General features: G+C 64.7%; 23 protein-coding genes and 1 tRNA gene. 11 read left to right on the forward strand and 13 right to left on the reverse strand.

The annotated features are described in order from the left end of the window. Window positions 1–15: 15 nt before the first annotated feature. From rsmD to ACX1NL_RS05645, 3 genes are read left to right on the forward strand one after another with little or no spacing between them, the layout of a single operon-like run. Window positions 16–600, forward strand: a complete 585-nt coding sequence (gene rsmD, locus ACX1NL_RS05635) for a 16S rRNA (guanine(966)-N(2))-methyltransferase RsmD (RefSeq protein ID WP_181888329.1) — start codon at window positions 16–18, stop codon at window positions 598–600. Next, complete coding sequence (gene coaD / locus ACX1NL_RS05640; RefSeq protein ID WP_458898833.1) at window positions 601–1,077, forward strand: pantetheine-phosphate adenylyltransferase; 477 nt, start codon at window positions 601–603, stop codon at window positions 1,075–1,077. Then, on the forward strand, window positions 1,077–1,814 hold the full coding sequence (locus tag ACX1NL_RS05645) for a TSUP family transporter (protein WP_458898834.1): 738 nt from the start codon (window positions 1,077–1,079) through the stop codon (window positions 1,812–1,814). The genes coaD and ACX1NL_RS05645 overlap by 1 nt, the downstream gene beginning before the upstream one ends. Window positions 1,815–1,903: 89 nt before the next feature. Here the strand turns inward: ACX1NL_RS05645 and ACX1NL_RS05650 are convergent, their stop codons facing one another. The 9 genes from ACX1NL_RS05650 to ACX1NL_RS05690 form a co-directional block, all read right to left on the reverse strand. After that, window positions 1,904–2,677, reverse strand: a complete 774-nt coding sequence (locus ACX1NL_RS05650; protein WP_458898835.1) for an amino acid ABC transporter ATP-binding protein — start codon at window positions 2,675–2,677, stop codon at window positions 1,904–1,906. Further along, on the reverse strand, window positions 2,677–3,642 hold the full coding sequence (locus ACX1NL_RS05655) for an amino acid ABC transporter permease (protein WP_458898836.1): 966 nt from the start codon (window positions 3,640–3,642) through the stop codon (window positions 2,677–2,679). The genes ACX1NL_RS05650 and ACX1NL_RS05655 overlap by 1 nt, the downstream gene beginning before the upstream one ends. Then, entirely contained in the window at window positions 3,639–4,544 is a 906-nt protein-coding gene (locus tag ACX1NL_RS05660; RefSeq protein WP_448231400.1) for an ABC transporter substrate-binding protein, read from the reverse strand. The genes ACX1NL_RS05655 and ACX1NL_RS05660 overlap by 4 nt, the downstream gene beginning before the upstream one ends. Window positions 4,545–4,660: 116 nt before the next feature. Beyond that, window positions 4,661–5,296, reverse strand: a complete 636-nt coding sequence (locus ACX1NL_RS05665) for a hypothetical protein (protein WP_458898837.1) — start codon at window positions 5,294–5,296, stop codon at window positions 4,661–4,663. Between the two features lie 22 nt (window positions 5,297–5,318). Next, entirely contained in the window at window positions 5,319–6,434 is a 1,116-nt protein-coding gene (locus ACX1NL_RS05670; RefSeq protein ID WP_181889569.1) for an MFS transporter, read from the reverse strand. 92 nt (window positions 6,435–6,526) lie between these two features. Continuing rightward, window positions 6,527–6,982, reverse strand: coding sequence for a MarR family winged helix-turn-helix transcriptional regulator (locus ACX1NL_RS05675; protein ID WP_458898838.1), 456 nt, complete (start codon window positions 6,980–6,982; stop codon window positions 6,527–6,529). Window positions 6,983–6,989: 7 nt separating this feature from the next. Continuing rightward, window positions 6,990–7,571, reverse strand: a complete 582-nt coding sequence (locus ACX1NL_RS05680) for a hypothetical protein (RefSeq protein ID WP_458898839.1) — start codon at window positions 7,569–7,571, stop codon at window positions 6,990–6,992. Next, window positions 7,568–7,777 carry a helix-turn-helix transcriptional regulator gene (locus ACX1NL_RS05685; protein ID WP_063937319.1) on the reverse strand — a complete coding sequence of 70 codons (210 nt, stop codon included), beginning with the start codon at window positions 7,775–7,777 and terminating at the stop codon, window positions 7,568–7,570. Before ACX1NL_RS05685 ends, ACX1NL_RS05680 begins: the two co-directional genes overlap by 4 nt. A gap of 277 nt (window positions 7,778–8,054) precedes the next feature. Beyond that, window positions 8,055–8,128, reverse strand: a tRNA-Leu gene (locus ACX1NL_RS05690). 152 nt (window positions 8,129–8,280) lie between these two features. Between ACX1NL_RS05690 and polA the strand changes: the two genes are divergently transcribed. Beyond that, window positions 8,281–10,884: a DNA polymerase I gene (gene polA, locus ACX1NL_RS05695; RefSeq protein WP_458898906.1), complete on the forward strand. Its 2,604-nt coding sequence runs from the start codon at window positions 8,281–8,283 to the stop codon at window positions 10,882–10,884. A 415-nt stretch (window positions 10,885–11,299) separates the two neighbouring features. On the opposite strand, the gene ACX1NL_RS05700 is transcribed toward polA, so the two are convergent. Next, window positions 11,300–12,532, reverse strand: coding sequence for a YkvI family membrane protein (locus ACX1NL_RS05700; protein ID WP_269952370.1), 1,233 nt, complete (start codon window positions 12,530–12,532; stop codon window positions 11,300–11,302). Window positions 12,533–12,834: 302 nt separating this feature from the next. Between ACX1NL_RS05700 and rpsA the strand changes: the two genes are divergently transcribed. The 6 genes from rpsA (at window position 12,835) to ACX1NL_RS05730 (ending at window position 18,558) form a co-directional block, all read left to right on the forward strand. Then, window positions 12,835–14,298 (forward strand): 30S ribosomal protein S1, encoded by a 1,464-nt coding sequence (gene rpsA / locus ACX1NL_RS05705; RefSeq protein WP_194990089.1) that lies wholly within the window; start codon window positions 12,835–12,837, stop codon window positions 14,296–14,298. 105 nt (window positions 14,299–14,403) lie between these two features. Further along, window positions 14,404–14,997, forward strand: coding sequence for a dephospho-CoA kinase (gene coaE / locus ACX1NL_RS05710; protein WP_269952371.1), 594 nt, complete (start codon window positions 14,404–14,406; stop codon window positions 14,995–14,997). Between the two features lie 68 nt (window positions 14,998–15,065). Further along, a complete protein-coding gene (locus tag ACX1NL_RS05715) occupies window positions 15,066–15,416 on the forward strand; it encodes a DUF4259 domain-containing protein (RefSeq protein ID WP_181888346.1) in 351 nt (116 codons plus the stop codon). 65 nt (window positions 15,417–15,481) lie between these two features. Continuing rightward, the gene (gene uvrB / locus ACX1NL_RS05720) at window positions 15,482–17,581 is read left to right on the forward strand and encodes an excinuclease ABC subunit UvrB (protein WP_269511729.1); all 2,100 of its coding nucleotides are present in this window, start codon (window positions 15,482–15,484) and stop codon (window positions 17,579–17,581) included. 15 nt (window positions 17,582–17,596) lie between these two features. After that, complete coding sequence (locus tag ACX1NL_RS05725) at window positions 17,597–18,055, forward strand: universal stress protein (protein WP_181888348.1); 459 nt, start codon at window positions 17,597–17,599, stop codon at window positions 18,053–18,055. Window positions 18,056–18,114: 59 nt separating this feature from the next. Then, window positions 18,115–18,558, forward strand: a complete 444-nt coding sequence (locus ACX1NL_RS05730; RefSeq protein ID WP_181888349.1) for a universal stress protein — start codon at window positions 18,115–18,117, stop codon at window positions 18,556–18,558. 4 nt (window positions 18,559–18,562) lie between these two features. Here the strand turns inward: ACX1NL_RS05730 and ACX1NL_RS05735 are convergent, their stop codons facing one another. From ACX1NL_RS05735 to ACX1NL_RS05745, 3 genes are all read right to left on the reverse strand, one after another. Next, window positions 18,563–20,716: a HelD family protein gene (locus ACX1NL_RS05735; RefSeq protein WP_458898840.1), complete on the reverse strand. Its 2,154-nt coding sequence runs from the start codon at window positions 20,714–20,716 to the stop codon at window positions 18,563–18,565. A gap of 67 nt (window positions 20,717–20,783) precedes the next feature. Continuing rightward, window positions 20,784–21,824: a DoxX family protein gene (locus ACX1NL_RS05740; RefSeq protein WP_239357269.1), complete on the reverse strand. Its 1,041-nt coding sequence runs from the start codon at window positions 21,822–21,824 to the stop codon at window positions 20,784–20,786. 88 nt (window positions 21,825–21,912) lie between these two features. After that, a complete protein-coding gene (locus ACX1NL_RS05745; protein WP_181888352.1) occupies window positions 21,913–22,506 on the reverse strand; it encodes an MBL fold metallo-hydrolase in 594 nt (197 codons plus the stop codon). 85 nt (window positions 22,507–22,591) lie between these two features. Here ACX1NL_RS05745 and uvrA point away from each other — a divergent pair, with 85 nt between their 5' ends. Continuing rightward, window positions 22,592–25,450, forward strand: a complete 2,859-nt coding sequence (gene uvrA / locus ACX1NL_RS05750; RefSeq protein WP_458898841.1) for an excinuclease ABC subunit UvrA — start codon at window positions 22,592–22,594, stop codon at window positions 25,448–25,450. The last annotated feature ends 231 nt before the right edge of the window (window positions 25,451–25,681 follow it).

The following is a 25,681-nucleotide window of genomic DNA, read 5'->3' on the forward strand; positions in this document are numbered from 1 at the left end:
GTTAGAGTTGTGGCCATGAACCGCATCATTTCCGGCGAGGCCCGCGGCCGCAAGATCAAGGTGCCGCCAGAGGGCACACGTCCCACCTCGGACCGCGCGCGCGAGGGCCTGTTTTCCTCCCTGCAGGTCCGCTTCGGGTTCGTGGACATGAACGTTCTCGACCTGTTCGCCGGCTCCGGCGCGCTGGGGTTGGAGGCTGCCTCGCGCGGCGCCGCCGAGGTGGTGCTGGTGGAAAACAACCCGGAGGCCGTGCGCGTCATCGAGTACAACGCCGGTGTGGTCGGCCACCCCAACGTGACCATCGAGCCGGTGAAAGCGTCGACCTACCTCGCCCGCGCGCCGCGCAACCACTTCGACATCGTGCTCGCGGACCCGCCGTACGAGCTCGCGGATGAAGCCGTCGCGGAGATGGTGGAGGCGCTGAAGCCAACGCTTCACGACGGCGCCGTGGTCGTCGTCGAGCGCCACCGCGAAAGCCCCGAAACGGCCTGGCCACAGGAGTTCACCCCGACCGGCCAGAAGCTGAAGAAGCGCCTGTACGGCATCGCGCGCATGGACATGGCCGTGTACACGGACCCGGAAGCAGAGGTGGAGGAATAAATGACTACCGCAGTGTGCCCAGGCTCGTTCGATCCGATCACGAACGGCCATCTGGACATCGTCACCCGCGCCTCGCGCCACTTTGACGAAGTGGTGGTGCTGGTCACCGGCAACCCGACGAAGACCTCGGGGCTGTTTTCCATCGACGAGCGCGTCGAGCTGATCCGCGACGTCATTTCGCACCTGCCCAACGTGCGCGTGGACAGCTGGGGCGGGCTGCTTGTGAACTACACCTCCGCCCACCACATCACCGCCCTGGTCAAGGGACTGCGCTCCTCGCTGGACTACGAGTACGAACTGCCCATGGCCCAGATGAACCGCCGCCTGACCGGGGTGGACACCTACTTCCTGCTCACGGACGAAAAATACGGCTACATCTCGTCCTCGCTGACCAAGGAAGTGGCCAAGTTCGGCGGCGACGTCACCGGCCTGGTGCCGGATTCCGTGCGCGAGGCGATGGCGGAGAAGTACCGCTAGTGCTCGTCGCTTTGGGCGTCGGCGCCGCCGTTGCGGTGGGCGCGTGCCTGCAGCGCATCTCCGGCATGGGCGTGGGGCTTATCGCCGCCCCCGTGCTCTCGCTGCTGCTCGGGCCTGTCGACGGCATCCTGCTGGTCAACCTCCTCGCCGTCATCAACGCGGCGACCAACACCTGGGGCATGCGCGCAGACGTGGACTGGAAAAAGTTCGCCCCAATCGCGCTCGCGCTCGTCTTCGGCGTGGTCCCGGGCACCTGGGTGGTGGCGAACGCGCCGACCAACGTGCTGCTCGTGCTGGTCGGGGCGCTGCTGCTGCTCGCGCTGTCCGTGGTCACGCTGGGCAAGCGCTACGTGCCCCGGGTCGAAGGGGTGGTGCCCGCGGCCGCGTCAGGTGTGATCGGTGGGTTCATGAACACCCTGGCCGGGGTGGCAGGGCCTGCGATCACGGTGTACGCGGAGGCTGCCCGTTGGCCGCAGCGGGTCTACGCCGCCACGCTGCAGCCGATCTTTCTGGTTGGCGGCACGCTGTCGTTCACAGTGAAGGTGTTCGCCGGCGCTGCGGACGTCACCGGCATCGAGCCTGCGCTGTGGGTCGCTACCTTGGCGGCCCTGGCAATCGGGATCGCGGCAGGCAAGCGCCTAGCACCGCTCGTGCCGCCCGCGATCGCGCACCGGATCGCGCTCGGCCTGGCCTTCGCCGGCGGCGTGACTGCGCTCGTGCGCGGCCTGCTGGGGTGAGTTTTGTACGAATCGACATCTGATTTGCGTTTGCCCAGGTCAGTTTTCGGGCACAGGGTCAAAATGTCGATTCGTACAAAATTGGGGTCCTAGAACAGGGTGGAGACGAACGCCTTGGTGCGCTCGTGCTGCGGGTTGTCCAGCACCTGCTCCGGGGTGCCGTACTCGATGATCTGGCCGCCGTCCATGAACGCGACCTTGTCGGCCACCTCGCGGGCGAACGCCAGCTCGTGGGTCACCACCAGCATGGTCATGCCCTGCTCCGCCAGCTCGCGCATCACGCGCAGCACTTCGCCGACGAGTTCGGGGTCGAGGGCGGACGTGGGCTCGTCGAAAAGCATGAGTTTCGGATCCATGGCCACCGCGCGCGCGATGGCCACGCGCTGCTGCTGGCCGCCAGAAAGCTGGATGGGGTAGGCGTCCGCCTTGGTGCCCAGCCCGACCATCTCTAGTAGCTCCATCGCGCGGGCCTTTGCCTGGTCCGCCGGCTGGCCCTTGACGTGCACGGGGGCCTCGATGATGTTGTCCAGGACCGTGCGGTGACCGAAGAGGTTGAAGTTCTGGAACACCATGCCGATGTCGCGGCGCTGCTTCGCGGCGTCCTTCTCGCTCATCTCGTGAAGCACGCCGTCGCGCTCGTGGTAGCCGATCAGCTCACCGTCGACGTAGAGGCGGCCGGCGTTGACCTTCTCCAGGTGGTTCACGCAGCGCAGCAGGGTGGACTTGCCGGAGCCGGACGGGCCGATCAGGCAGGCGACCTCACCGGGGTAGACCTCCAGGTCGATGCCCTTGAGCACGTCGAGGTTGCCGAAGGACTTCCACACGTTCACAGCCTGAATCATTGGTTTTTGCTTGACGGTCATTAGCGCTGCCCCTTCTTCTGCGGTTCTTCCACGATTTCAACGTTGTTGGGGATGGTGCCCTCGGCATCCGCCAGGCTGGCCAGCTGGCGGGCGGTGAGCTGGCGGGTGGCACCCCGGTCGAAGTAGCGCTCCAGGTAGTGCTGCGCCACCATGAGCAGCGAGGTGATCACCAGGTACCAGGTGGCTGCGACCAAGAGCATCGGCACCGGCTCGAACAGCGCGGCGGCGATGTCCATGGAACGGCCGTAGAGCTCCAGCGAGTAGGGGATGGCCACCACGAGCGAGGACGTCTTCAACAGCGAGATGAACTCGTTGCCGGTGGGCGGGATGATGATGCGCATGGCCTGCGGCAGCACCGTGCGGCGCATGGTCTGGCCCCAGCTCATGCCCAGCGCCTTGGAGGCCTCCACCTGGCCCTCCGGAACGGCGGAGATGCCGGAGCGGACGATCTCGGCCATGTAGGCGGCCTCGTTCAGGCCCAGGCCCACCACGGCCAGCGCGAAGGCAGAGGAGGTGAACGGGTCCAGCGGGATCTCGGTGAAGCCGAGGTTGATCGTTTCGTAGATCGCGCCAATCAGGCCCCAGAACATCAGCTGGACGTAGACCGGGGTGCCGCGGAAGATCCAGAGGAAGATCCAGCCGACGGTCTTGAACACCGGGTTCGGGCTCATGCGCATCACGGCGAGCAACACGCCGCCGATCACGCCGATGAGCATGGCCAGCACTGTGATCGCGATGGTGTGCAGCGCCGCGGTGGCGATGCGGGTGTCCAGGAGGTAGGTGAAGTACGTGTCCCAGCCGTAGGCGTCGTTACGCACGGCGCCGATGACGAACCAGACCACCAGGACCACGAGCAGGGCGGCCAGCGCCCAGCGGCCCGGGTGGCGCAGCGGCTTGGCCTGGATGCGCTCGGGGCGGGTGCGCTCTTTCTGGCTCGCCGCGTACTTGGAATAGGGGGTGCTCATGCTGACTGTCCTCCCAGGGGTTGCTCATTTTTCAGGGCCTGGTCCAAAAGGCCGGTGTCGATGTTCCACTGCTTCAGAATCCGCTCGTAGTCGCCGGTGTCGATGAGATGCTGCATCGCCGCCGCCATCGCGTCGGCCAGCGGCGAGCCCTTCGGCACCGCGAAGCCGTAGGGGGCTGCGTCGAACATCTCGCCGACCATTTCCAGCTCGCCGTCGGAGCGCTCCACGGCCCAGGCGGTGACAGGCGAGTCCGCGCTGTACGCGTCGGCGCGGCCGACCAGTGCCGCAAGGGCGGCGTTGTCGGCGGTGTCGAAGGCGAGCACCGTGATCGGGTCCTTGCCGGCAGCCTCGCAGGCCTCGGATTTCGGGCGCACGTCGTCGGTGTCGGAGACGGTGGTGCGCTGCACCGACACCGTCAGCCCGCAGGCGTTGTCCGGGTCCACGTCGGCACCCGGCTGGGCGGCCCACTGCACACCGGCGTAGAGGAAATTGACAAAGTCGAAAGACTGGCGGCGTTCCTCGTTGTCCGTGAAGCCCGACGCGCCAACGTCGAGGCTGCCCGAGGACACGGCGGGCAGGATCATGGCGAAGTCCATGTCGTCGGCCTGGAAATCCATGCCCATGACCGCTGCTGCGGCGCGGGCGAGGTCGAGTTCCACGCCGATGAGCTCGCCTTGCGAGTCTTTGAACTCGAAGGGGGCGAACGGCGGGTTCGTGCCCACGTTGAGCACGCCGTCAGCGGCGACCTCCGGCGGCACCATTGCCGCGATTTCGGGCACAGCGTCCGGGACGATTGGTTCCCAGCCGTCGGGGGTGCCGCCCTCCTCGTTGGTCACGCAACCCGCGAGCAGCATTGTCGCGCTCAGGCACGCGGCGACGCGCAGGGAGGTGGTGTGTTGCATACCGGCTCCAATACACGATGAATATTTACAAGCCATCGTATATTACACCGGGGTGCAAATGCGTATCGACGGCCCCAAGGTCACCCCTGGGGCCGTCGATAAGCAAATGTTTTTGGCTACTGCTGCGCCATGCGAATACCGCGCATAACCAGCTCAATCAGCGAGCCGATCACCAGCATCCCCAAGAACACGGGGATCAGCACCGAGGTGGCCTGGCTGGAACCTGCGGAGGACTGCGCGAAATCACCGGTGAAGAAACCGGAGGACATCATCGCGGAGCCCTGGGCCTCCTGCTTCCACAGCTCGACCGGGTTAGCGGTGTCCGGGACGGAGGAGTTGCGCGCCCACGCCTGGACGAATTCTTTGCCTTCGCCCTCTTCCATGTCGTCGGTCCACTCCAAGAACATGTCGGAAGAGGAGACCTCTTTGAGCGGGTTCTTCTCCGGGTCGATGTAGAGCGGATCGTTCTCGGGGTCCTGGTCCAGCCACTCCAGGTCCGGCGACGGGTCGCCCGGCTTCCGCGGGCCCTTCTTCTTATTGTCGGTCTTGCTGGAAGAGCCTTCCTCGCTGCTGGATGAGGTGCCCTCAGCCGAAAGTTTTTCAAACGCGTCCGCGGTGTTGCGGAAAACCTCGACATCTTCTGCGGTGATGCCGGTGCCTTCCGGCTTGGTCTGCGAGGTGGCGGACGGTGCGTTCAGGCCTGCAAGGACGAGTGCTCCGGCGGTGACGCCGGCGATGAGAGACTTGCGCATGAGGCGTATCTTAACCAATCCGTTAGAGAATGCGATGCAGAGTCTTTCGACCTGCGAAGAGGATCACCAGCGAGACCACGAGTGAAGCGGCGCCGAACCAGTACGGCACGCCAGCGCCCAGCGACGCGGCCAGCGGGCCGGATACAGCTGGCGCCACAGCGCCGCCGAGGAAGCGCATCCCCGAATAGCTCGACGACGCCACGTTGCGCGGCATCTCCGTCGCCTCCATGACGGCTTCAGTGAGTACGGTGTTGAAAACGCCACTGAAGAAACCCGCGAGAATGACCAGGACCACTACGACGCCTAACCGGTGAGCGCCAAAGCCGAGGCCGGCGAGAACTGCACTGAAACCGAGGAGTACGGTCACCACCACCGGAATCAGGCCGAAGGCGCGGGTCAGGCGAGGCGCGATGAACACCGAAGAGACAGCCAGCGCCAGGCCCCAGCCGAAGAAGACGTAGCCCAGCTCAGTCGCGCCGAAATTGCGCCCGCTCAGCGCGGCAGCTTCCTCGATGGGGTAGGGCGAGTAGGCGAGCAGGGTGAAAAACCCGAAGTTGTAGAAAAACGCCACCAAACCGAGAGTGAGCAGGGCTGGGTCCTTGGCTGCTGCGAGCCCCGCCGTCAGCGCGACGGGCTCTGGTTTGCGCTGCGCCTTGGCCAGCAGCGTCGCAATCGCGATAAAGCCGGCCGCCATGAGCACTGCAGTGCCGTAGAAGGGTGCGCGCCAGCTGATCTCACCCAGCACGCCGCCGGCGAGGGGGCCGATGGCCATACCGACGCCGATCGCGGCCTCATACAGGATCACTGCCTGGCCCGCGTGCCCTGCCGCCGCGCCGACGATGGCCGCCAGCGCCGTAGAGATAAACAGTGCATTTCCTAGGCCCCAGCCGGCGCGGAAGCCGATGATTGCGTCGACGGAGCCTGCGGCGCCAGAGAGCGCCGCGAACACGACGATCAGCGCTAGGCCAATCAGGAGTGTGGTCTTGACACCGATACGCGATGAGATAAACGCACTGAAGAACATCGCCAGCGCGGTGATCAGGAGGTAGCTGGTAAACAGCAGCATCGTTTGCGTTGGCGAGGCATCCAGTTCGCGGCTGATGGCGGGCAGGATCGGATCCACTAGTCCGATACCCATGAACGAGACGGCGCAGGCGAAGGCTAGGGCCCATACCGCTACGGGCTGTTTCAGGATTGAATGGGATGCGGATCTTTCGTGCGGCGTGTCTGTCACGCGCGTCCTCCTTCTCGTTGTCTCAATTCTGTTGTCAGCTCCGGCAGGAGCTCCGCCGTGCGCTGAAGCGTTGCGACGTCCTCCGGTTTCAACGTCTCGAAAACCGGGGCAAGCGCCTCGGCTGCTGCTGTCCTGTAGTTGTGCAAAGCCTCGCGGCCGGCGTCGGTGATGGTGAGCACTGTTGCGCGAGCATCATCGTCGGCGGTGTGCCTGGCGGCGTAGCCGTCGTCCACAAGCCGCTTCATGGCTTGGCTCATTGAGGGCTGGCGGATGCCTTCCCGTGCTGCAAGCTCTCCAATCCGGAGCCCCGGTTCACGCTCGAGTGCCGCAAGTGCGCGCATGGACACGTTGGAGAGTTCCATCCCGGACGCCTGGTAGGCGGCGCGAGTGAAGTGGCTGCCCGCCGCAATCAGTTCAACGGCGAGCACGGCGAGGTCCTCGTTGGAGTGCATAGGGAGACTATATAGGTTGCCTATGTATGTGAAAACCCCGCAGGCCAGAAGCGGTCTGCGGGGTCGGCGAGAGGTGCGGGCGGTAGTCTTCGGTCTCCGCGGCGAAGCGTTTCAGGTCTCGCTGGCGGCGCTTCTTGCTGAATTGGTGGCTGGTTACTCCGGCCACCACAGCGCCCACGACGGCGCCGACGATTGCGCCGGAAGCGCCCGCGCTATCGAAGCTGCCGGAGGGGTCGAAGCCGCCGGTGACGATGACGCCCACCAGCCAGACTGCGCACAGCACCCAATAGGTGATGAGGATGCTGCGTGGGGTGTCCCGCAGCTGGAAGATCGGCGATGCGACGTAGTTGCGCATCCACTGTGTGCTCGCCACACTGCTAATGATGGGGATCAACAGGACGGTGACCGACCACAGTGCCTGCCGACCCGGCAGAACCCACGCGAGGATCGCACCCACAAGCGCCATGCCGAGCAGGGATGTGTAAAAGCCCACCGAGTTTGCTTTGTGGTACGTCGCGGCCTCGAACTCATCGGTGGCGGTGCCGTCGACGAAATTGACGATTGAGTCTCCGAAATTCTTGAACATCATTCCTCCTTGGTTTGGCCAAAGATTTCTTCAACTGACTTTTCAAACTGACGGCAGATGTCGAGCGCTAAGTAGACGGAGGGCGAGTAGTTGCCCCGCTCGATGTTGGCGATGGTCTGCCGGGAAACACCGACGCGGTCAGCGAGCTCCTGTTGCGACAACTCGTGCCAGCGCCGCCATTTGCGAACTGTGTTGGTGTGGTCGCCCATATGGCCTCCTTCCATTTGCAGAATGTAAAGTAAAGCGTTTTGGGTGTCAAGATCGCTTTACATCGTGGTTATAGAACTTGGCGACCTGGACTGTTTGATGTGGCTGCCTCAATGAGAGTGCTGGATGAACCAGACTTCAGCGCAAAACCAGACCTCAAGTGCAGGCGCGACCTGGGGGTTTGCAGGTGAGCTCGGCCTGAGGTCTGGATTCAGCCCACCCCGGAAAAACAAAAAGCCTCGAGACACCGTAGGAACGATGTCTCGAGACAACACAGCGTGCCCCAGGTGAGACTCGAACTCACACTGGACGGGTTTTGAATCCGTTGCCTCTGCCAATTGGGCTACTGGGGCATCGGGCGAAAGTTTATCCCAGCGCAGCCTCCGCAACGAAATCACCTCGCTAATGGGCGAGCCGGGCCATGTCGGGCTGCCCGCTAGACTGGCCAACCGTGAGCGATACACCCGAGAACACGAAGCGACTGTTGCTTATCGACGGCCACTCGATGGCCTTCCGCGCCTTCTACGCGCTGCCCGCGGAGAACTTCTCCACCTCAGGCGGACAGCACACGAATGCGGTCTACGGGTTTTTATCCATGTTCGCCAACATCCTGGCGGACGAGAAGCCGACGCACGCCGCCGTCGCCTTCGACGTGGGCCGCAAGACGTTCCGCACTGAGCGTTTCCCGGAGTACAAGGCGCAGCGCGAAGCCGCGCCGCCGGAGTTCAAGGGCCAGGTGCCGATTATCGAGGACGTGCTGGGCGATCTCGGCATCACCACCTTGAGCAAGGAGAACTTCGAGGCGGACGACATCGTCGCCACGATGGTCACCCAGGCGCGTGCTGAGGGCGACTTCGAGATCGTGCTGGTCAGTGGCGACCGCGACTACATTCAGCTTGTGGACGGCGCCACCACGCTGCTGTATCCCACCCGTGGCGTGTCCACCATGACCCGCTTTACGCCCGAGGAAGTGGAGAACAAATACGGGCTGACGCCTGCGCAGTACCCGGACTTCGCGGCGCTGCGCGGCGACCCGTCGGACAACCTGCCCAGCGTGCCCAAGGTGGGGGAGAAGACCGCCACGAAGTGGATCTCGCAGTACGGCAGCCTCGAAGGGCTCATCGAGGGCGCCGACGAGCTCAAGGGCGTGGCCGCCAACAACTTCCGTGAGCGCATCGACCAGGTCCGCCTCAACCGCGAGCTGACCCAGATGGTCACGGACGTCGAGCTGCCGGTCGCGCCGAACGACCTGGAGCTCAAACCGGCGGACGTCACCCAGGTTGCGGCGCGCTTCGACGACCTCGAGTTCGGCGTGAACCTGCGCGAGCGCGTCCTCGCCGCCGTGCCTACCGATGGCGCCGCACCCGAGCCGGAAACCGTCGAACTCGAAGACGTCACCATCGACGACGAGCCACTCGACGCCTGGCTTAAGCCACGCCACACCGACGGCCTTGCCGTCTACGTCTCGGGCAACGCTACTCCCGGGCAGGGGGATGTGGTGGCGCTGGCGATCGTCGATAAGCAACGGCACGGCGTATCCAAGCTCGCCGCTGACTTGAGCGCCGAGGAGGACGCCGCGCTCAAACAGTGGCTGGAGTCGGACGCGCCGAAGTTCTTGCACGAGGCGAAGGCGGCGTACCACATGCTGCGTGGCCGGGGCATCGAGCTTGACGGCATCGCGCACGACACCGCGATTGCCGCCTACCTGCTGCGACCGGGCCAGCGCACTTACGCGCTGGAGGACATCTACCAGCGTCACCTGCAGCGCCAGCTCAATGTCGGTTCCGACCAGATGAGCCTGCTCGGCGACACCGCCGACGTCGATGCGGCGGCCGCGATCCTGGAGCTGTCCGCGGAGCTGACCAAGGAGCTGCGCGAGATCGACTCCTACGAGCTCTACGTGGACCTGGAGCTTCCGCTGGTCACCGTGCTCGCCGAGATGGAGCACACCGGCATCGCGGTGGATCTGAACGTGCTGGAGGACCAGCGCAAGGAGCTCACGCTCAAGGTGGAGCGGGTTGAGGAGGAGGCGCGTGCGCTTGTCGACGAGCCTTCGCTGAACCTGTCTTCCCCCAAGCAGCTGTCCGCCGTGCTCTTCGACAAACTCGAGCTGCCGAAGACGAAGAAGACCAAGACTGGGTACTCGACGGCCGCGGGCGAGATCGAAGCGCTGGCGGAGAAGAACCCGCACCCGTTTTTGGACCACCTGTTGGCGCACCGCGAGCACCAGAAGCTCAAGTCCACCATCGAGGGGCTGATTAAGACGGTGCAGTCGGATGAGCGCATCCACACCACGTTCAACCAGACCGTGGCGTCGACAGGCCGCTTAAGCTCCGCGGAGCCGAACCTGCAGAACATCCCAGTGCGCACCGAGGCCGGCCGCGCGATCCGCTCCGCGTTCGTGGTGGGCGAGGGCTACGAGTGCCTGCTTACGGCCGACTACTCGCAGATTGAGATGCGCGTGATGGCGCACCTGAGCCAGGACGAGGGCCTGATCGAGGCGTACCGGGCAGGGGAGGATCTGCACAACTTCGTCGGCTCGCGCGTGTTCGATGTGCCCATCGACCAGGTCACCCCGGAGCTGCGCCGCCGCGTCAAGGCGATGTCTTACGGCCTGGTCTACGGACTATCGGCGTACGGGTTGTCCAACCAGCTGTCCATCTCCGCCGGCGAGGCGAAGGACATCATGGCCAGCTACTTCGAGCGCTTCGGCGGCGTGAAGCGCTACCTGGATGAGGTGGTGGAGCAGGCGCGTCGCGACGGCTACACGTCCACCGTTTTCGGCCGCCGCCGCTACCTGCCGGAGCTGAACAATGACAACCGCGTGGCGCGCGAGAACGCGGAGCGCGCCGCATTGAACGCGCCGATTCAGGGCACGGCCGCCGACATCATCAAGGTGGCCATGCTGCGCGTGGACGCCGCGCTGGAAGGCAAAAAGTCCCGCGTGCTGCTCCAAGTCCACGACGAGCTCGTTGTGGAGATCGCCCCGGGCGAGTTGGACGAGGTACGCGAGATTGTGGAGCGCGAGATGGACGGCGCCATCGAGCTGCTCGTCCCGCTGGAGGTCTCCGCCGGCACTGGCGCCAACTGGGACGCCGCTGCGCACTAGGAATCTGGCTGGAGCAACGCCGAGGCGGGTAGGAACGATATCGATTCCTACCCGCCTCGCGCACGGCACCCCGCCCACGGCCGTGACCCCTCCCGCGGAGCCTCCCCCAGCAGCTCCGAGTGCGTATTCAGTTGTGGACCTCCCCTTGGGGGGAAGGGGCCGCCGGGGTTGGCCTTGACCGGGCTGGGGCTTAGATTTCACCCCTGGCCAGGTCGTCCCCCGAAAGCCAAGTGCGACCTTACCGAGGGGTAAGGAAACGCTCAACGGTCCCACAGGATAACTTCAGGATCGAACACTGCGTTAACTGGATCACACGGATACTTGGACGGCTGGCCAGCAATTTAAGGTGGCGGGTTACGCGCAGTTCACTTGCGCGTAACGGAGTGTTTCGCCCCCGATTTGTACCCCCGGTGTGCTAGAGCAGGTCGTTGAGGGACCGGCGCTTGTTGTCGTCTTCGGACGACTCAACTTCTTCTTGGACCGCGTCCTTGAACTCGTCGTCCTCCAGGTTCGATTCGGCGGCGAGATCCTCGACTTCCTGGCCGTCTTCGGCCTCCACTGCGTCGGCGCGGCGCTCGCCTTCGTCCTTTAGCTCGTCGCGGTGGCGCAGGTAGGTCACCGTCATCACCGCCATGACGAACAGGCCGAGGTAGCCCAGAATCGGGTACAGGCTGTTCACCAACGGTTGGAAACCGGCGAAGGAGAGCCCGAAACCGACAACGCAGGCGATGGCGTAGGTGGGGTAGAAGCGCTCCGGGTGCTTGCTGGTCAGTCGCTTCGCCAACGCGTAGAACATGCCTAGGCAGGTGTTGAAGACCATGAGGAAGATGACCCAGGTCATGATGAAGCCGAGCACCGGGTCGACGTTGTCGATGACGGCGAGCAGCGGCATGTCCGCGCCGTTAACGGACTCCACTTGAATCAGCAACGATGCCACCAGCAGCGCGAGCATGACCGCGTAGATCACGCCGCCGAGGATCCCGCCATACCGGGTGCTCTTTGTGTCGAACTCGTCGCCGGCCATCACCAACGCCATGGACACGCCGCACAGCGCGTTCAGGCCGGTGTGGTTAAGCGCACCCAGCCACCAGTACGGAGTGCCGTCGGCGCGGGCAACCTCCTGCTGGGCGTAGTCGCCCACCTCACTCCAATTCACGTCCACCTGCGTGAACGAGTAGATGCTGCCAATCAGCACGAACACCACAAGTAGTGGGGTGGCCCAGCCGATTACCGAGGACACCTTGTCTACGTCGAACCGGCCGACAATGAGCATGAGCGCGAGCATGGCCACGGCGCCGACCCAAATCGGCCATCCGAAGGATTGCTGCAGATTCGACCCAGCGCCGGCGAACATGACGAACCCGACGGAGAACATGCACGCCACCGCGGACCAATCCATGATGAACGCCGCGGGCTTGGATGTGACGTTGTAGAAGACCTCGTTGTGCTCACGCGCCAAAAAGTACGAGCCGAAGGTCATGAACGCCGTCGCGGCGAACAGCATGGTCACACTGGCCAGTATCACCCCGAAGAACCCGTTGGTGCCGTAGGCGACAAAGTACTGCAGCGCCTCCATGCCGGAGGCGAAGCCGGCGCCGACGACAATGCCGACAAATGATGCAGCGACTGCGAGGCTGCGTTTCCACATAAACGATTGCTCCCAAAACCGTTGGTATCTATCAGACTCCGCTTATGCTAGCGGTCGGGGCAAACCGGAGGGGCGTCGGAAAGCACCTGCGAATCATTTGCTCTAGCTGGGCAAAGTGTCTACACTCGTGCGGGCGTGTCTACGCGCGGGCACGGGGCCCACCGTAATAGGAGGGTGAGGCGGCCGTCGCAGCGTGAGATCGGCGCACGCGAGCCTATAGCACTCTAGCTGCAGGTTTACGTGGCTGAGAGAGACGCTTCTGTCCAAACACGATCTCCTATTTTTCGGAGCACATAGAACTTATGCGCACTTCCAACGCACCCCAGGTAGCCATCAACGACATCGGTGGCCCTGAGGAATTCCTCGCCGCAGTCGACGCGACCATCAAGTACTTCAACGATGGCGACATCGTCACCGGCACCGTGGTCAAGGTCGACCACGACGAGGTCCTGCTCGACATCGGCTACAAGACCGAGGGCATCATCCTCACCCGCGAGCTGTCCATCAAGCACGACGTTGACCCGGAAGACGTGGTCGAGGTCGGCGATGAGATCGACGCACTTGTCCTGACCAAGGAGGACAAGGAAGGCCGCCTGATGCTGTCCAAGAAGCGTGCTCAGTACGAGCGCGCTTGGGGCACCATCGAGGAGCTGCAGGCCAACGACCAGCCGGTTACCGGCACCGTCATCGAGGTCGTCAAGGGCGGCCTCATCCTCGACATCGGCCTGCGCGGCTTCCTGCCGGCATCGCTGGTCGAGATGCGCCGCGTCCGCGACCTGGATCCGTACATCGGCCAGGAGCTCGAGGCGAAGATCATCGAGCTGGACAAGCACCGCAACAACGTGGTCCTGTCCCGCCGCGCTTACCTGGAGGAGACCCAGTCCGCGGTCCGCTCCGACTTCCTGCACCAGCTGCAGAAGGGCCAGGTCCGCAAGGGCGTCGTGTCCTCCATCGTCAACTTCGGTGCGTTCGTCGATCTCGGCGGCGTCGACGGCCTGGTGCACGTCTCTGAGCTGTCCTGGAAGCACATCGACCACCCGTCCGAGGTTGTCGCAGTGGGCGACGAGGTCACCGTCGAGGTGCTCGACGTCGATCTCGACCGCGAGCGTGTCTCCCTGTCGCTGAAGGCGACCCAGGAGGATCCGTGGCGCGTCTTCGCCCGCACCCACGCTGTGGGCCAGATCGTCCCGGGCAAGGTCACCAAGCTCGTCCCGTTCGGCGCGTTCGTCCGCGTCGAGGAGGGCATCGAGGGCCTCGTCCACATCTCCGAGCTGGCTCAGCGTCACGTGGAGGTCCCGGACCAGGTTGTCAACGTCGGCGAAGAGGTCATGGTCAAGGTCATCGACATCGACCTGGACCGTCGCCGCATCTCCCTGTCCCTCAAGCAGGCTGACGAGGACTACGTCGAGGAGTTCGATCCGTCCCGCTACGGCATGGCCGACTCCTACGACGAGCAGGGCAACTACATCTTCCCGGAGGGCTTCGACCCGGAGACCAACGAGTGGATGGAGGGCTACGACGAGGCTCGTCAGGCATGGGAGGCACGCTACGCCGAGGCAGAGCGTCGCCACCAGGCCCACACCGCCCAGATCGAGCGTCACCGCGCCGCTGCCGCCGAGGCCGCGGAGCAGGAGGGCGATCAGGCCAACTACTCCTCCGAGTCTGCAGCTGCAGCTCCGGCAGCTGAGCAGGCTGAGGAGAACATCGGCTCCCTGGCTTCCGACGAGCAGCTCGCTGCGCTGCGCGACAAGCTCGCTGGCAACTAAGCACTCGCAGGCTCGTGCTTAGGAGAAACTCTTAAGCATCTTGCTTAGCGACGAGCACCCCGCACACCACACAGGTGTGCGGGGCGCTTTGCTATCTTCGGCCCCATGAAGAAAGTGGGCCTGACAGGCGGCATCGGCAGCGGAAAATCCACGGTGGCGCGGATGCTTGGCAGCGCTGGCTTCGCCGTGGTCGACGCCGACCAAATCGCACGCGAGATCATGGAACCCGGCTCGCCGGTGCTGAACGAGGTAGCGCGGGAGTTCGGCGCGGACCTCATCGGCGACGACGGGGCGCTCAACCGCGGGGAGCTCGCGCGCCGCGCGTTCGCCACGACGGAAGACACGCAGCGCCTCAACGCCATCACGCACCCCGCCATCCGGGCCGAGTCCGAGCGCCGCTTCGCAGCCGCGGAAGAGGCGGGGGAGCAGGCCGTTATCTACGACATGCCGTTGCTCGTGGACCTCGGGCTGCACAAGGACATGGACCTCACCGTTGTCGTGGATGTGGACAAGGAGGAGAGGGTCAGGAGGCTCGTCGATACGCGAGGGCTCGACGAGGCCGACGCGCGGGCGCGCATGGCGCAACAGATCGACGACGCCGCGCGGCTTTCGGCGGCAGACGTCGTGATCGACAACAACGGTCCCCTCGAGGCGCTGGAACCGCAGGTGGCCGCACTTATCGAAAGAATCAAAGGTTAGTGAACTGTACTGGCGAAATTTACCGGTGTGACACGTTTCATTTACCTTGCTGCCTTAACTTTCGGTGCATGGGAACGTGGAACACGGGGCCGTTCGACAACGACTCCGCAAATGATGCCGTGACAGCGCTGGTCAACGGCACGTTCCGCATGGACCAGTTCCGCTTCGAATGCGGTTTGGGCTCACTGGGAACGGGGGAAGCGGAATCCGTGATCGCGCTCGCCGCAGTGATCAACGGCCATCTGCCGGAGGGGCTTGAGGGCAGGATCGACTACCCGTTTACCATGGACGACAGGCAGTGGATCCGCCGCCGCGCTCAGGCGGTGATGCGCCCGGGCGGTTCCGCGCTGTATTCCATGTGGGAGGAAGCCGGCGAGCTGCAGGAGTGGCTGGAAACCTCCCGCAAGTACGCCGCCTAGCGCTCGCGGCATTGCTTATCGACGAGCAATGCCTCGCCGACGCTCTTGGCGATACACTGGCCGCTATGGCTTTTGCTGCTGAACATCCCGTCCTCGCGCAGTCTGAGTTTCGCCCCGTGGGCGAGATTGAGCGACGCGAGAAACCCTTCGAGGTCGTCTCCGAGTTCGAACCCTCCGGCGACCAGCCCACGGCGATCGCGCAGCTGGACGAGCGGCTCAACCGCGGCGAGCGCGACGTCGTGCTCATGGGCGCGACGGGTACAGGCAAGTCCGCCACCGCCGCGTGGCTGATTGAGAAGCAGCAGCGTCCCACGCTGGTGATGGCGCCGAACAAGACGCTGGCCGCGCAGCTGGCAAACGAGCTGCGCCAGCTGCTGCCCAACAACGCGGTGGAGTACTTCGTGTCCTACTACGACTACTACCAACCGGAGGCCTACATCGCCCAGACGGACACCTACATTGAGAAGGACTCGTCCATCAACGACGACGTGGAGCGCCTCCGCCACTCCGCCACCTCCGCGCTTTTGAGCCGCCGCGATGTGGTCGTGGTGTCCTCGGTGTCCTGCATCTACGGCCTGGGCACCCCGCAGTCCTACCTGGACCGCTCTATTGTGTTGCGCGTGGGCGAGGAAGTGGAGCGCGACCGATTTCTGCGCCTTTTGGTGGACGTGCAATACGAGCGCAACGACATCGACTTCAAGCGCGGCACCTTCCGCGTCAAGGGCGACACCGTGGACATCATCCCGGCCTACGAAGAGGTGGCTGTGCGCGTGGAGTTTTTCGGCGACGAGGTGGACTCGCTGTACTACATTCACCCGCTCACCGGCGACGTGATCAGCCAGGAAGATGAAGTGCGCATCTTCCCGGCCACCCACTACGTGGCCACGGACGAGCGCATGGAAAAGGCAATCGAGGCTATCAAGGAGGAGCTCGCGGACAGGCTCGAGGAGCTGGAGAACAAGGGCAAGCTGCTCGAGGCGCAGCGCCTTCGCATGCGCACCGAGTACGACCTGGAGATGATCCAGCAGGTCGGCTTCTGTTCCGGCATCGAGAACTACTCGCGGCACATGGACGGCCGCCCGGCGGGGTCCGCGCCGGCGACGCTGATCGACTACTTCCCGGAGGACTTCCTCACCATCATCGACGAGTCCCACGTCACCGTGCCCCAGATCGGCGGCATGTTCGAGGGCGACATGTCGCGCAAGCGCAACCTGGTGGAGTTCGGCTTCCGCTTGCCGTCCGCGGTGGACAACCGCCCGTTGACTTTCGACGAGTTCGAGGCCCGCGTCGGCCAGACCGTGTACATGTCCGCCACCCCCGGCGACTACGAACTCGAGGCCGCCCAGGGCGAGTTTGTGGAGCAGGTGATCCGCCCGACCGGCCTGGTGGACCCGAAGGTCACCGTCAAGCCCACGAAGGGCCAGATCGACGACCTGATCGACGAGATTCGGCAACGCACCGACAAAGACGAGCGCGTCCTGGTGACCACGCTGACTAAGCGTATGGCCGAGGACCTCACGGACTACCTGTTGGATAACGGCATCAAGGTGCGCTACCTGCACTCGGACATCGACACCCTGCAGCGCGTGGAACTGCTGCGCCAGCTGCGCTTGGGCGAGTACGACGTGCTCGTGGGCATCAACCTGCTGCGCGAGGGCCTGGACCTTCCCGAGGTCTCCCTCGTGGCCATCCTGGATGCGGACAAGGAGGGCTTCTTGCGCTCGACCAAATCCCTCATCCAGACCATCGGCCGTGCCGCACGTAACGTCTCCGGCGAGGTGATCATGTACGCCGACCAGGTCACCGAGTCCATGCAGGAAGCCATCGACGAGACGGAGCGCCGCCGCGAGAAGCAGATCGCCTACAACGAAGAGCACGGCATCGACCCGCAGCCGCTGCGCAAGGCGATCGCGGACATTCTGGACCAGGTGTATGAGAACGCGGACGCGGATGCGTCGGCAAGCTTGAGCTCCGATGCGGCCGTCGCCGAGCGCCCCGATGTGTCCACCATGGCCTCGGACGAGGTGCAAAAGCTTATCGACGACCTGACGGTCCAAATGCGCGACGCCGCCGGGGAACTGAAGTTTGAGCTTGCCGGAAGACTCAGAGACGAGATTGCAGATCTCAAACGAGAGCTGCGTGGTATTAAAGACACAGGCAATTAGCGAAAGGAACCTGCTTTGCACACCTACAAGTCGATCGCCGTCGGTACCGACGGCTCCGCCACCTCCATGGTCGCAGTGCGTGCCGCAGCCAGCCTCGCCCGCGTCTACGGTGCCGAGCTGACCATCATCTGCGCCCACTACACCGCGTCCGGCTCGATGCTGAACTCCACCAACGCGGAGCTGTCCCGCGTGGACATCGTCACCGCCACCAACGCGCGCGAGATTCTGCGCAAGGCGGACGAGATTGCCAAGGAGGAGCAGGCCGGCAAGGTCAACCTGGTGTCCAAGGGCGGCCAGCCCGCGAACGTGCTGGTGGAGGCCGTCGGCGAATACGGCGTTGACCTGCTCGTTGTGGGCAACAAGGGCATGCGCTCCATGGCCGGGCGCATCTTCGGCAACATCCCTGGCAACGTGGCCAAGAAGGCCCCAGTGGACGTCATGCTCGTTGATACCCGGGCAGAGGGACACGACTAAACCCGCAAGGGGTACACTGACCACGCTAACCGCGTCGCATTTTTGAAAGGTGATTTCACATGGCCGATAACTACAAGACCATCGTCGTCGGCTCCGACGGTTCCAAGTCCTCTCTGCTGGCCGTTGAGCGCGCCGCGAAGATTGCAGCTGCGTTCGGTTCAACCCTCGTCATCGGTACCGCGTACTACGAGAACGAGGAAGAGGCCGCGAAGACGCTGCGTCAGGATTCCGTGACCATCCTGGGTGACCAGAAGGCGCTGGAGAACCTCGAGGGCGCAGCTGAGCACGCCCGCGCCGCAGGCGCACCGGACGTGCAGACCGCAACCCGCCCGGGCACCCCGGTGCAGGCGCTGATGGCCATCGTCAACGACAACAAGGCGGACCTGCTCGTGGTGGGCAACCGCGGCATCAACTCCCTGACCGGCCGCCTGCTGGGCTCCGTGCCGGCGGACGTCGCGCGTCAGTCCGACTGCGACGTCATGATCGTTCACACGGTCAACTAAGGCACTATTCGCCGACCACCGTTAGCGTCTGCGTGGCGCGGGTGACGGCGACGTAGAGGTCTTGCCACCCCTGTGGCGAGGCCTCTTTAATTTTGCTCGGCTCCACCACCACGACGTTGTCGAACTCCAGGCCCTTCATCTCGCCGACGTTGTCGGCGTCAATAACGGCGGTTAAGCCGTCGCGCTTCTCGACGAGGCTAAAGTCCTCCACAAACTGCACCGGCACACCGGATTCGCGGATCGCCTCCGGTACAGCGGCGTCCGGGTCGATCTCGGCCAAGAGCTCGGCGGCGTAGTCCGCGATCTCCTTCGGCGTGCGGTAATTCACCGTGAGCTCATGGAGGCGGAACCGGTGGCCCACGAAGGGCGCCAGCGCATTCGTCCAATCGTCAACGCCGGCGGGGGAGGACGTCTGGGCGGTGTCGCCAACGAGCGTCATCCACCGCGACGGGCAGCGGCGAAACACCATGCGCCACTCCATAGGGGACAGCTCCTGCGCCTCGTCGACGATGACGTGCCCGTACGCCCACGTCTGATCCGCTCGTGCGCGCTGCGCGGTTGAGCGGGTGTCAGTCTCTCGCTGGCGGCTGGCGAGTGTCTCCGCGTCGATGACATCGGCGGCGGAGAGGATCTCGGCCTCGAACTGGTCGTCGTCGTTGTCCGTGGATTCGGAGGAGGACAGCACGTCGAGCGCGCCCTCAGCTTCGTCGACAAGCTCGCGCCATTCCTCTTCTTCCTTCCGGCGCTGCTCCTCGGGGTCGACGGTGCCGATGAGCACGGCCAGCTCGTCCACAAGCGCGGTGTCCGCGCGGGTAAACGGGGAGCCCGGCGCACGGTACAAGGCGTCGCGGGTGTAGTCGTCGTAGTCGTGCGCTACCTCGGCGATGGCGTCCTTGTCGGTCAGCAGCGTGCTCAGCACCTCGACGGGGTCCAGCTCCGGGAAGTGCGTGTCGATGAGTTGCTCTACCTGGGGGTCGTCCGCGAGGTCGTCGTGAAGCTGGTCCACATCCGCGTCCGAGAGTAGGCTCGCACCGCCGAGCGGGTCCTCGCCGATGCGCTTCGCCAGCGCCTCCGCGAGGAGCTGCGTTAAGCGCTCCGCGAAGTAAGCGCGCGCCTGGTTATGCGGGCGGCGGGAGCGCCGCGCCCTCGTGCGGGCGGCCTTGATCATCTGCGGGGTGGCGTTGACCGGCACCGAGTCGAAGGTGAGGCGCACCGGTTCGTCCGGCACCGTCTCGTAGGCCTGTACAGCTCGCTTCAGGATGGTCACCATCTCTTCCGAGCCCTTCACCTCGCGCGTGGCGATGCTGTCTTGGCCTGTGGGGGTAAAACCAGGCACGAGCTGGTCGGCGGTAGACAGCACCACGCCCGTCTCGCCGAGCTCCGGCAGCACGCGGGAGATGTACTCGAGGAACGTGGCGTTCGGGCCGAGCACCAGCACGCCGGTGCGGGTGAGCTGCTCGCGCCACGTGTACAGCAAATACGCGATGCGGTGTAGCGCCACCGCCGTCTTGCCGGTGCCCGGCCCACCCTGGACCACCATGACGCCGCGGGTGGCGTCGCGGATGATTTCGTCCTGCTCTCGTTGGATGGTTTCCACGATGGAGCGCATGTGGCCGGTGCGGGCCTCGTTCATCGCGCGGCGCAGCGCCGCCTCGGATTCGACACCGGCATGTGATGTTTCAGCGCCGTCGCCGGAGAGCACCTCGTCGTCCACCGCCGTGACGGTGCGGCCGCGCATGCGGATGTTGCGGCGCGTTTCTACGCCCTCCGGGTGCGCCGTGGTTGCCAGGTAGAACGGGCGGGCGAGGGGAGCGCGCCAGTCCAGCAGGAGGGTGCGGTAGTTGTCCTGCCTGTCGTCGATGCCCATGCGGCCGATGTAGCGCCGCTCCAGATCCGGCCGGCCCGGCACCGGGTTCTCCGGGTCGTCGTCGGCGACGTCGATACGGCCGAAGACTAAGCCGGTCTCCGCGACGTTGAGCGCGTCCAGCTTCGCGTTGAGCCCGTGGTACTCCGTTTCGCGGCGCACTAGGGCATCCGAGTCCGGATTGTCCGGGTCCACGTCGCGCTGCACCTCTTCCAGGCGCGCTTGCGCCCGTGCCACCTCGCTATCGAGGTGCGCGAAGAGCTGATCCACGTACGTCTGTTCTGTTTCCTGCATCCCCACAACAAACGGCCCCGGGGCTGGGAATATTCCCAGCCCCGGGGCCGCTAAGTAGTCCGAGTGGCTACGCGAACTTCTTCTGCGCCTTCTTCACCAGCTTCTGCGCCTTCTTCTCGGCCTTCTTGGCCTTGCGCTTCCACTTGAGCTTGGTGATCCAGTTCGGGTCAGTGTCCAACTTGTCCCAAGCGTCCTGCAGGGAGTCGATCGCGTTCTGCGCCTTGTCCTGGGCCTTGGCGGAAGCCTTGTTGACCTTGCGCTTCGCCTTGAACTTATCCAGGGCGGACGGCTGCAGGTCGTCCAGCTGGCCCTGCAGATCGCCGACGACGCTGTTGACCTTGCGCTTCGCCTTGAACTGCTGGATCTTGGACGGCTTGATATCGCCGTATGCGTCCTCGGCCTTGTCGGAGGCCTTCTCGGCAGCGTCGTCCAGCCAGTCGCCTGCGTCGGAGAGGAAGCTGGACGCCTGCTTCTTTGCGTCGCCCAGCCAGTCGTTCGCAGCGTCGCTGGCCTTGTTGGCCTTCTTCTTCCAGTCGCCCTTGTTGTCGTCGACGTAATCGGTGACCTGCTCGGTCGCGTCGGAGAACCAGTCGGATGCCTTGTCCCAAGCCTTCTCGGTCTCCGACTTGGTCGGCAGCGCCTGCTTGACGTTCTTCTGCGCGGCCTGGGCAGCGTGCTGCGCGCGCCACTTCAGGTCCGGCTTGCCGTTGTTGTCCACGGTGGCCAGCAGGACACCGCCGGCGAGGCCGAGGTCCGTCAGGGCGCCGGTGCGGCGGCGTGCCTTCTCGTCGTCGTCCTCTGCCTCCCAGAACGCGTGGCGGCCCACAACGGTAGGCAGCGCGGTGGCGGCCAGCAGGGTGGCGGACAGGCGCGGGAACTTGCCGATGGCGAAGGACGCGCCAGCGCCAGCCTTGGTAGCGCCGACGATCTGCGCGGCGGTCTCCGGGCTCTTCGGCAGGAAGCCGCGGTACTCGCGCGGGGTCAGGGCGCGCAGCTTCTTCAACACGCTGTCCGCGCTGTCCTTGTGGCCAGCCGGGTTCAGCAGGGTCTCGACACCGTCGATCACGTAGACCGAAGCCAGCATCGGGCGTGCGATTTTCCGGATCATACTTTTACCCAATCCTTACTTTTTTGTAGCTGAATGTGCTCCCGCCGAGTGTAGCGATTTTGCGCCACCGCGGTGGTGGGTTTTTCGGTTACCAGCGACGATCCCACCAGTCGTCCAGGTGCGGGCGCTCCTCGCCGAGCGTGGTGGGTTTGCCGTGGCCCGGCCAAACGACGGCCTCGTCCGGGTAGACGTCGAAGACCTTCTCCTTCACGTCGTTGAAGAGGCGGACAAAGTCTCCCTCGGACTGGGTTTTGCCCAAACCGCCGGGAAACAGCGAGTCGCCGACGAACAGGTTGACCGTGCCGTCAATCTCCGCAGTCAGGCAGGCGCCGCCCGGGGTGTGGCCGCGCAGGATGGTCACGGGGAGCGTGTGGCCGGCGAACTCGATCGTGTCGCCGTCGTTGAGCTCCACATCGGCCGGGGCAGGGATCGCCGGGGCGTCCAAGAACGGCGCGTAGTGCTTCGCACCGGTGGCTTCGAGCACTTCCTTGAGCGCCCGGGTGTGGTCGTAGTGCCGGTGCGTGGTCAGCACCGCGGTGATTTTCACGCCGGCGTCGTCGGCCATGGCCAGGAGTTCGGGGGCGTGCGAAGCTGCGTCGATAAGCAACCCCTGCCCCTCGCTGCAGAGGAGGTAGCAGTTGTTGTCCATGTCGGAGACAGAGATATGGCGAAGGGTAAGCATGCACCCAAGGCTACTCAGGAATGTTTCCCCGCAATCGCGCGTTGGTAGCGTCTTGGGAGTACTAATCGACGAAAGCGAGAGTGACGTGGCCGAAAAGCTGACAGTGCGCGGCGCGCGCGAACACAACCTCAAGGGCGTGGACATTGAGCTGCCCCGCGACAAGATGGCGGTGTTTACCGGCCTGTCCGGCTCCGGCAAGTCCTCGCTCGCCTTCGACACCATCTTCGCCGAAGGGCAGCGCCGCTACGTGGAATCGCTGTCCTCGTATGCCCGCATGTTTTTGGGCCAGATGGACAAGCCGGATGTGGATTACATCGACGGGTTGAGCCCGGCGGTGTCCATCGACCAGAAGTCCACAAACCGCAACCCGCGCTCCACCGTGGGCACCATCACGGAGATCTACGACTACCTGCGTCTGCTGTACTCGCGCGCCGGTACCCCGCACTGCCCGGTGTGCGACGCAGTGATTGAGCGGCAAACCCCGCAGCAGATCGTGGACCGCGTGCTCGAGCTGGAAGAGCGCACGAAGTTCCAGGTGCTCGCGCCGATTGTGCGCAAGCGCAAAGGCGAGTTCCAGGACCTGTTCGCCGACCTGTCCTCGCAGGGCTACTCGCGCGTGAACGTGGACGGGGAGACCTACCAGCTCTCAGACCCGCCGAAGCTGGAAAAGCAGATCAAGCACAACATTGACGTGGTGGTGGACCGCCTCACCGTCAAGGCCAGCCAGAAGCAGCGCCTGACAGACTCCGTGGAGACGGCGCTCAAGCTTGCGGACGGCCTGGTTGGCTTCGACTTTGTGGAGCTGGACGCCGACGACCCGGAACGCGTGCAGATCTTCTCCGAGAAGATGGCCTGCCCGAACGGACACAAGCTCAATGTGGAGGAGTACGAGCCGCGCGCGTTCTCCTTCAACTCTCCGTTCGGCGCCTGCCCGGCCTGCGACGGCCTCGGCGTGCGCAAAGAGATCGACGTGGACCTGGTCATCCCGGACCCGGACGCACCCGCGGTGGACGCGTTCCAGCCGTGGAACTCCAGCCCGAACAAGAGATACTTCACGAAACTCATCGAGGCGCTGGCGAAGGAAGAGAAGTTCGACCCGAACGCGCCGCTGAGCTCGCTGACCAAGACGCAGCAAAAGCACCTGATCCACGGCTCGTCCACGAAGGTCAACGTGCGCTACAAGAACCGCTACGGGCGCCAGCGCTCCTACACGGCGGCCTACGAGGGCATCGTGGGCTACCTGGAGCGCAAGCTGGAGCAGACCGAGTCCGAAACGCAGAAGGAACGCCTGCTCGCGTACACCCGCGAGGTGCCGTGCCCGACGTGTGACGGCGCGCGCCTGAAGCCGGAGATCCTGGCTGTGCGCCTGGCATCCACCACGCACGGTGAGCAGTCCATCGCGAGCCTGACGCAGCTGTCCATCGAGGAAGCCTCCGAGTACCTGGACAATCTGGTGCTCGGCTACCGCGAGGAGATGATCGCCGGTGCGGTGCTGCGCGAGATCCAGGCACGCCTGCACTTCCTGTTGGACGTGGGGCTGAACTACCTCACCCTGGCACGCTCCGCCGGCACCCTGTCCGGCGGCGAGGCGCAGCGCATCCGCCTGGCCACCCAGATCGGATCCGGCCTGGCCGGTGTGCTCTACGTGCTGGACGAGCCGTCCATCGGCCTGCACCAGCGCGACAACCAGCGCCTGATCACCACGCTGAAGAAGCTGCGCGATTTGGGCAACACCCTGGTTGTGGTCGAGCACGACGAGGACACCATCCGCGAGGCGGACTGGCTCATCGACATCGGCCCGCGCGCCGGCGAATACGGCGGGGAAGTGGTCTACCAGGGCAAGCCGGAGGGCATCCTCAAGGCCAAGGACTCAATCACGGGCGACTACCTGGCTGGCCGCAAGGTGATCGAGGTGCCGGAGCACCGGAGGGACGTCGACAAGCAGAGGCAACTGAAGGTCATTGGCGCGCGGGAGAACAACCTGGACAACGTCAGCGTAAACATCCCGCTCGGCGTGCTGGTGGCCGTGACCGGCGTGTCCGGCTCCGGCAAGTCCACCCTGGTGAACCAGATTCTGGCCAAGACGCTGCAGAACCAGCTCAACGGCGCACGCCAGGTGCCCGGCCGCGTGAAGAAGGTGGAGGGGCTGGAGCACCTGGACAAGCTCGTGCAGGTGGACCAGAGCCCGATCGGGCGCACCCCGCGCTCCAACCCGGCGACCTACACCGGCGTGTTCGACAAGATCCGCAACCTGTTCGCCGAGACCCAGGAGGCGAAGGTGCGCGGCTACAAGGCCGGCCGCTTCTCCTTCAACGTCAAGGGCGGGCGCTGCGAGGCCTGCCACGGCGACGGCACCATCAAGATCGAGATGAACTTCCTGCCCGACGTGTACGTGCCCTGTGAGGTGTGCGAGGGCGCGCGCTACAACCGCGAGACGCTCGAGGTGCGCTACAAGGGCAAGAACATCGCCGAGGTGCTGGAGATGCCCATCTCCGAGGCCGCCGAGTTCTTCGAGCCGATCACCTCCATCCACCGCTACCTGCAAACGCTTGTGGACGTCGGGCTGGGCTACGTCCGGCTCGGCCAGAGCGCGACCACGCTCTCCGGCGGCGAGGCGCAGCGCGTCAAGCTCGCCGCGGAGCTGCAGAAGCGCTCCAACGGCCGCACGATCTACATCCTGGACGAGCCGACGACAGGCCTGCACTTCGAGGACATCCGCAAGCTCATGCTGGTGCTCAACGGCCTGGTGGAGAAGGGCAACACCGTGCTGGTCATCGAGCACAACCTGGACGTGATCAAGTCCGCGGACTGGATCGTGGACATGGGGCCAGAGGGCGGATCCGGCGGCGGCACGGTGGTGGCGCAGGGCACCCCGGAGGACGTCGCAAAGGTGCCCGGTTCCTTCACCGGGCAGTTCCTGCAGGACGTTCTGGCGAAGGCCTAGCGCATGCCGCGGCGCGCCGATTTGGTTTGTGCAGGCATGGGCATGTATATTGCTGCCTACACCGCCCAGCGCGCCCGTGTCATGCGGGTGCGAGGGCCGCAAGAGGAGTGAATCCCACCCCAAGCCGCTCACGTAAGTGAGTTGGATACGGGTCAAACGGTGCGCAAGACACAACTGTGTCTAAGTGTGCCATGGACGAACTCCCGCCACCCGTCAGGGTGAGCGGGTTTT

The sequence above is a fragment of the Corynebacterium sp. CQ3829_602738 genome (assembly GCF_054478435.1).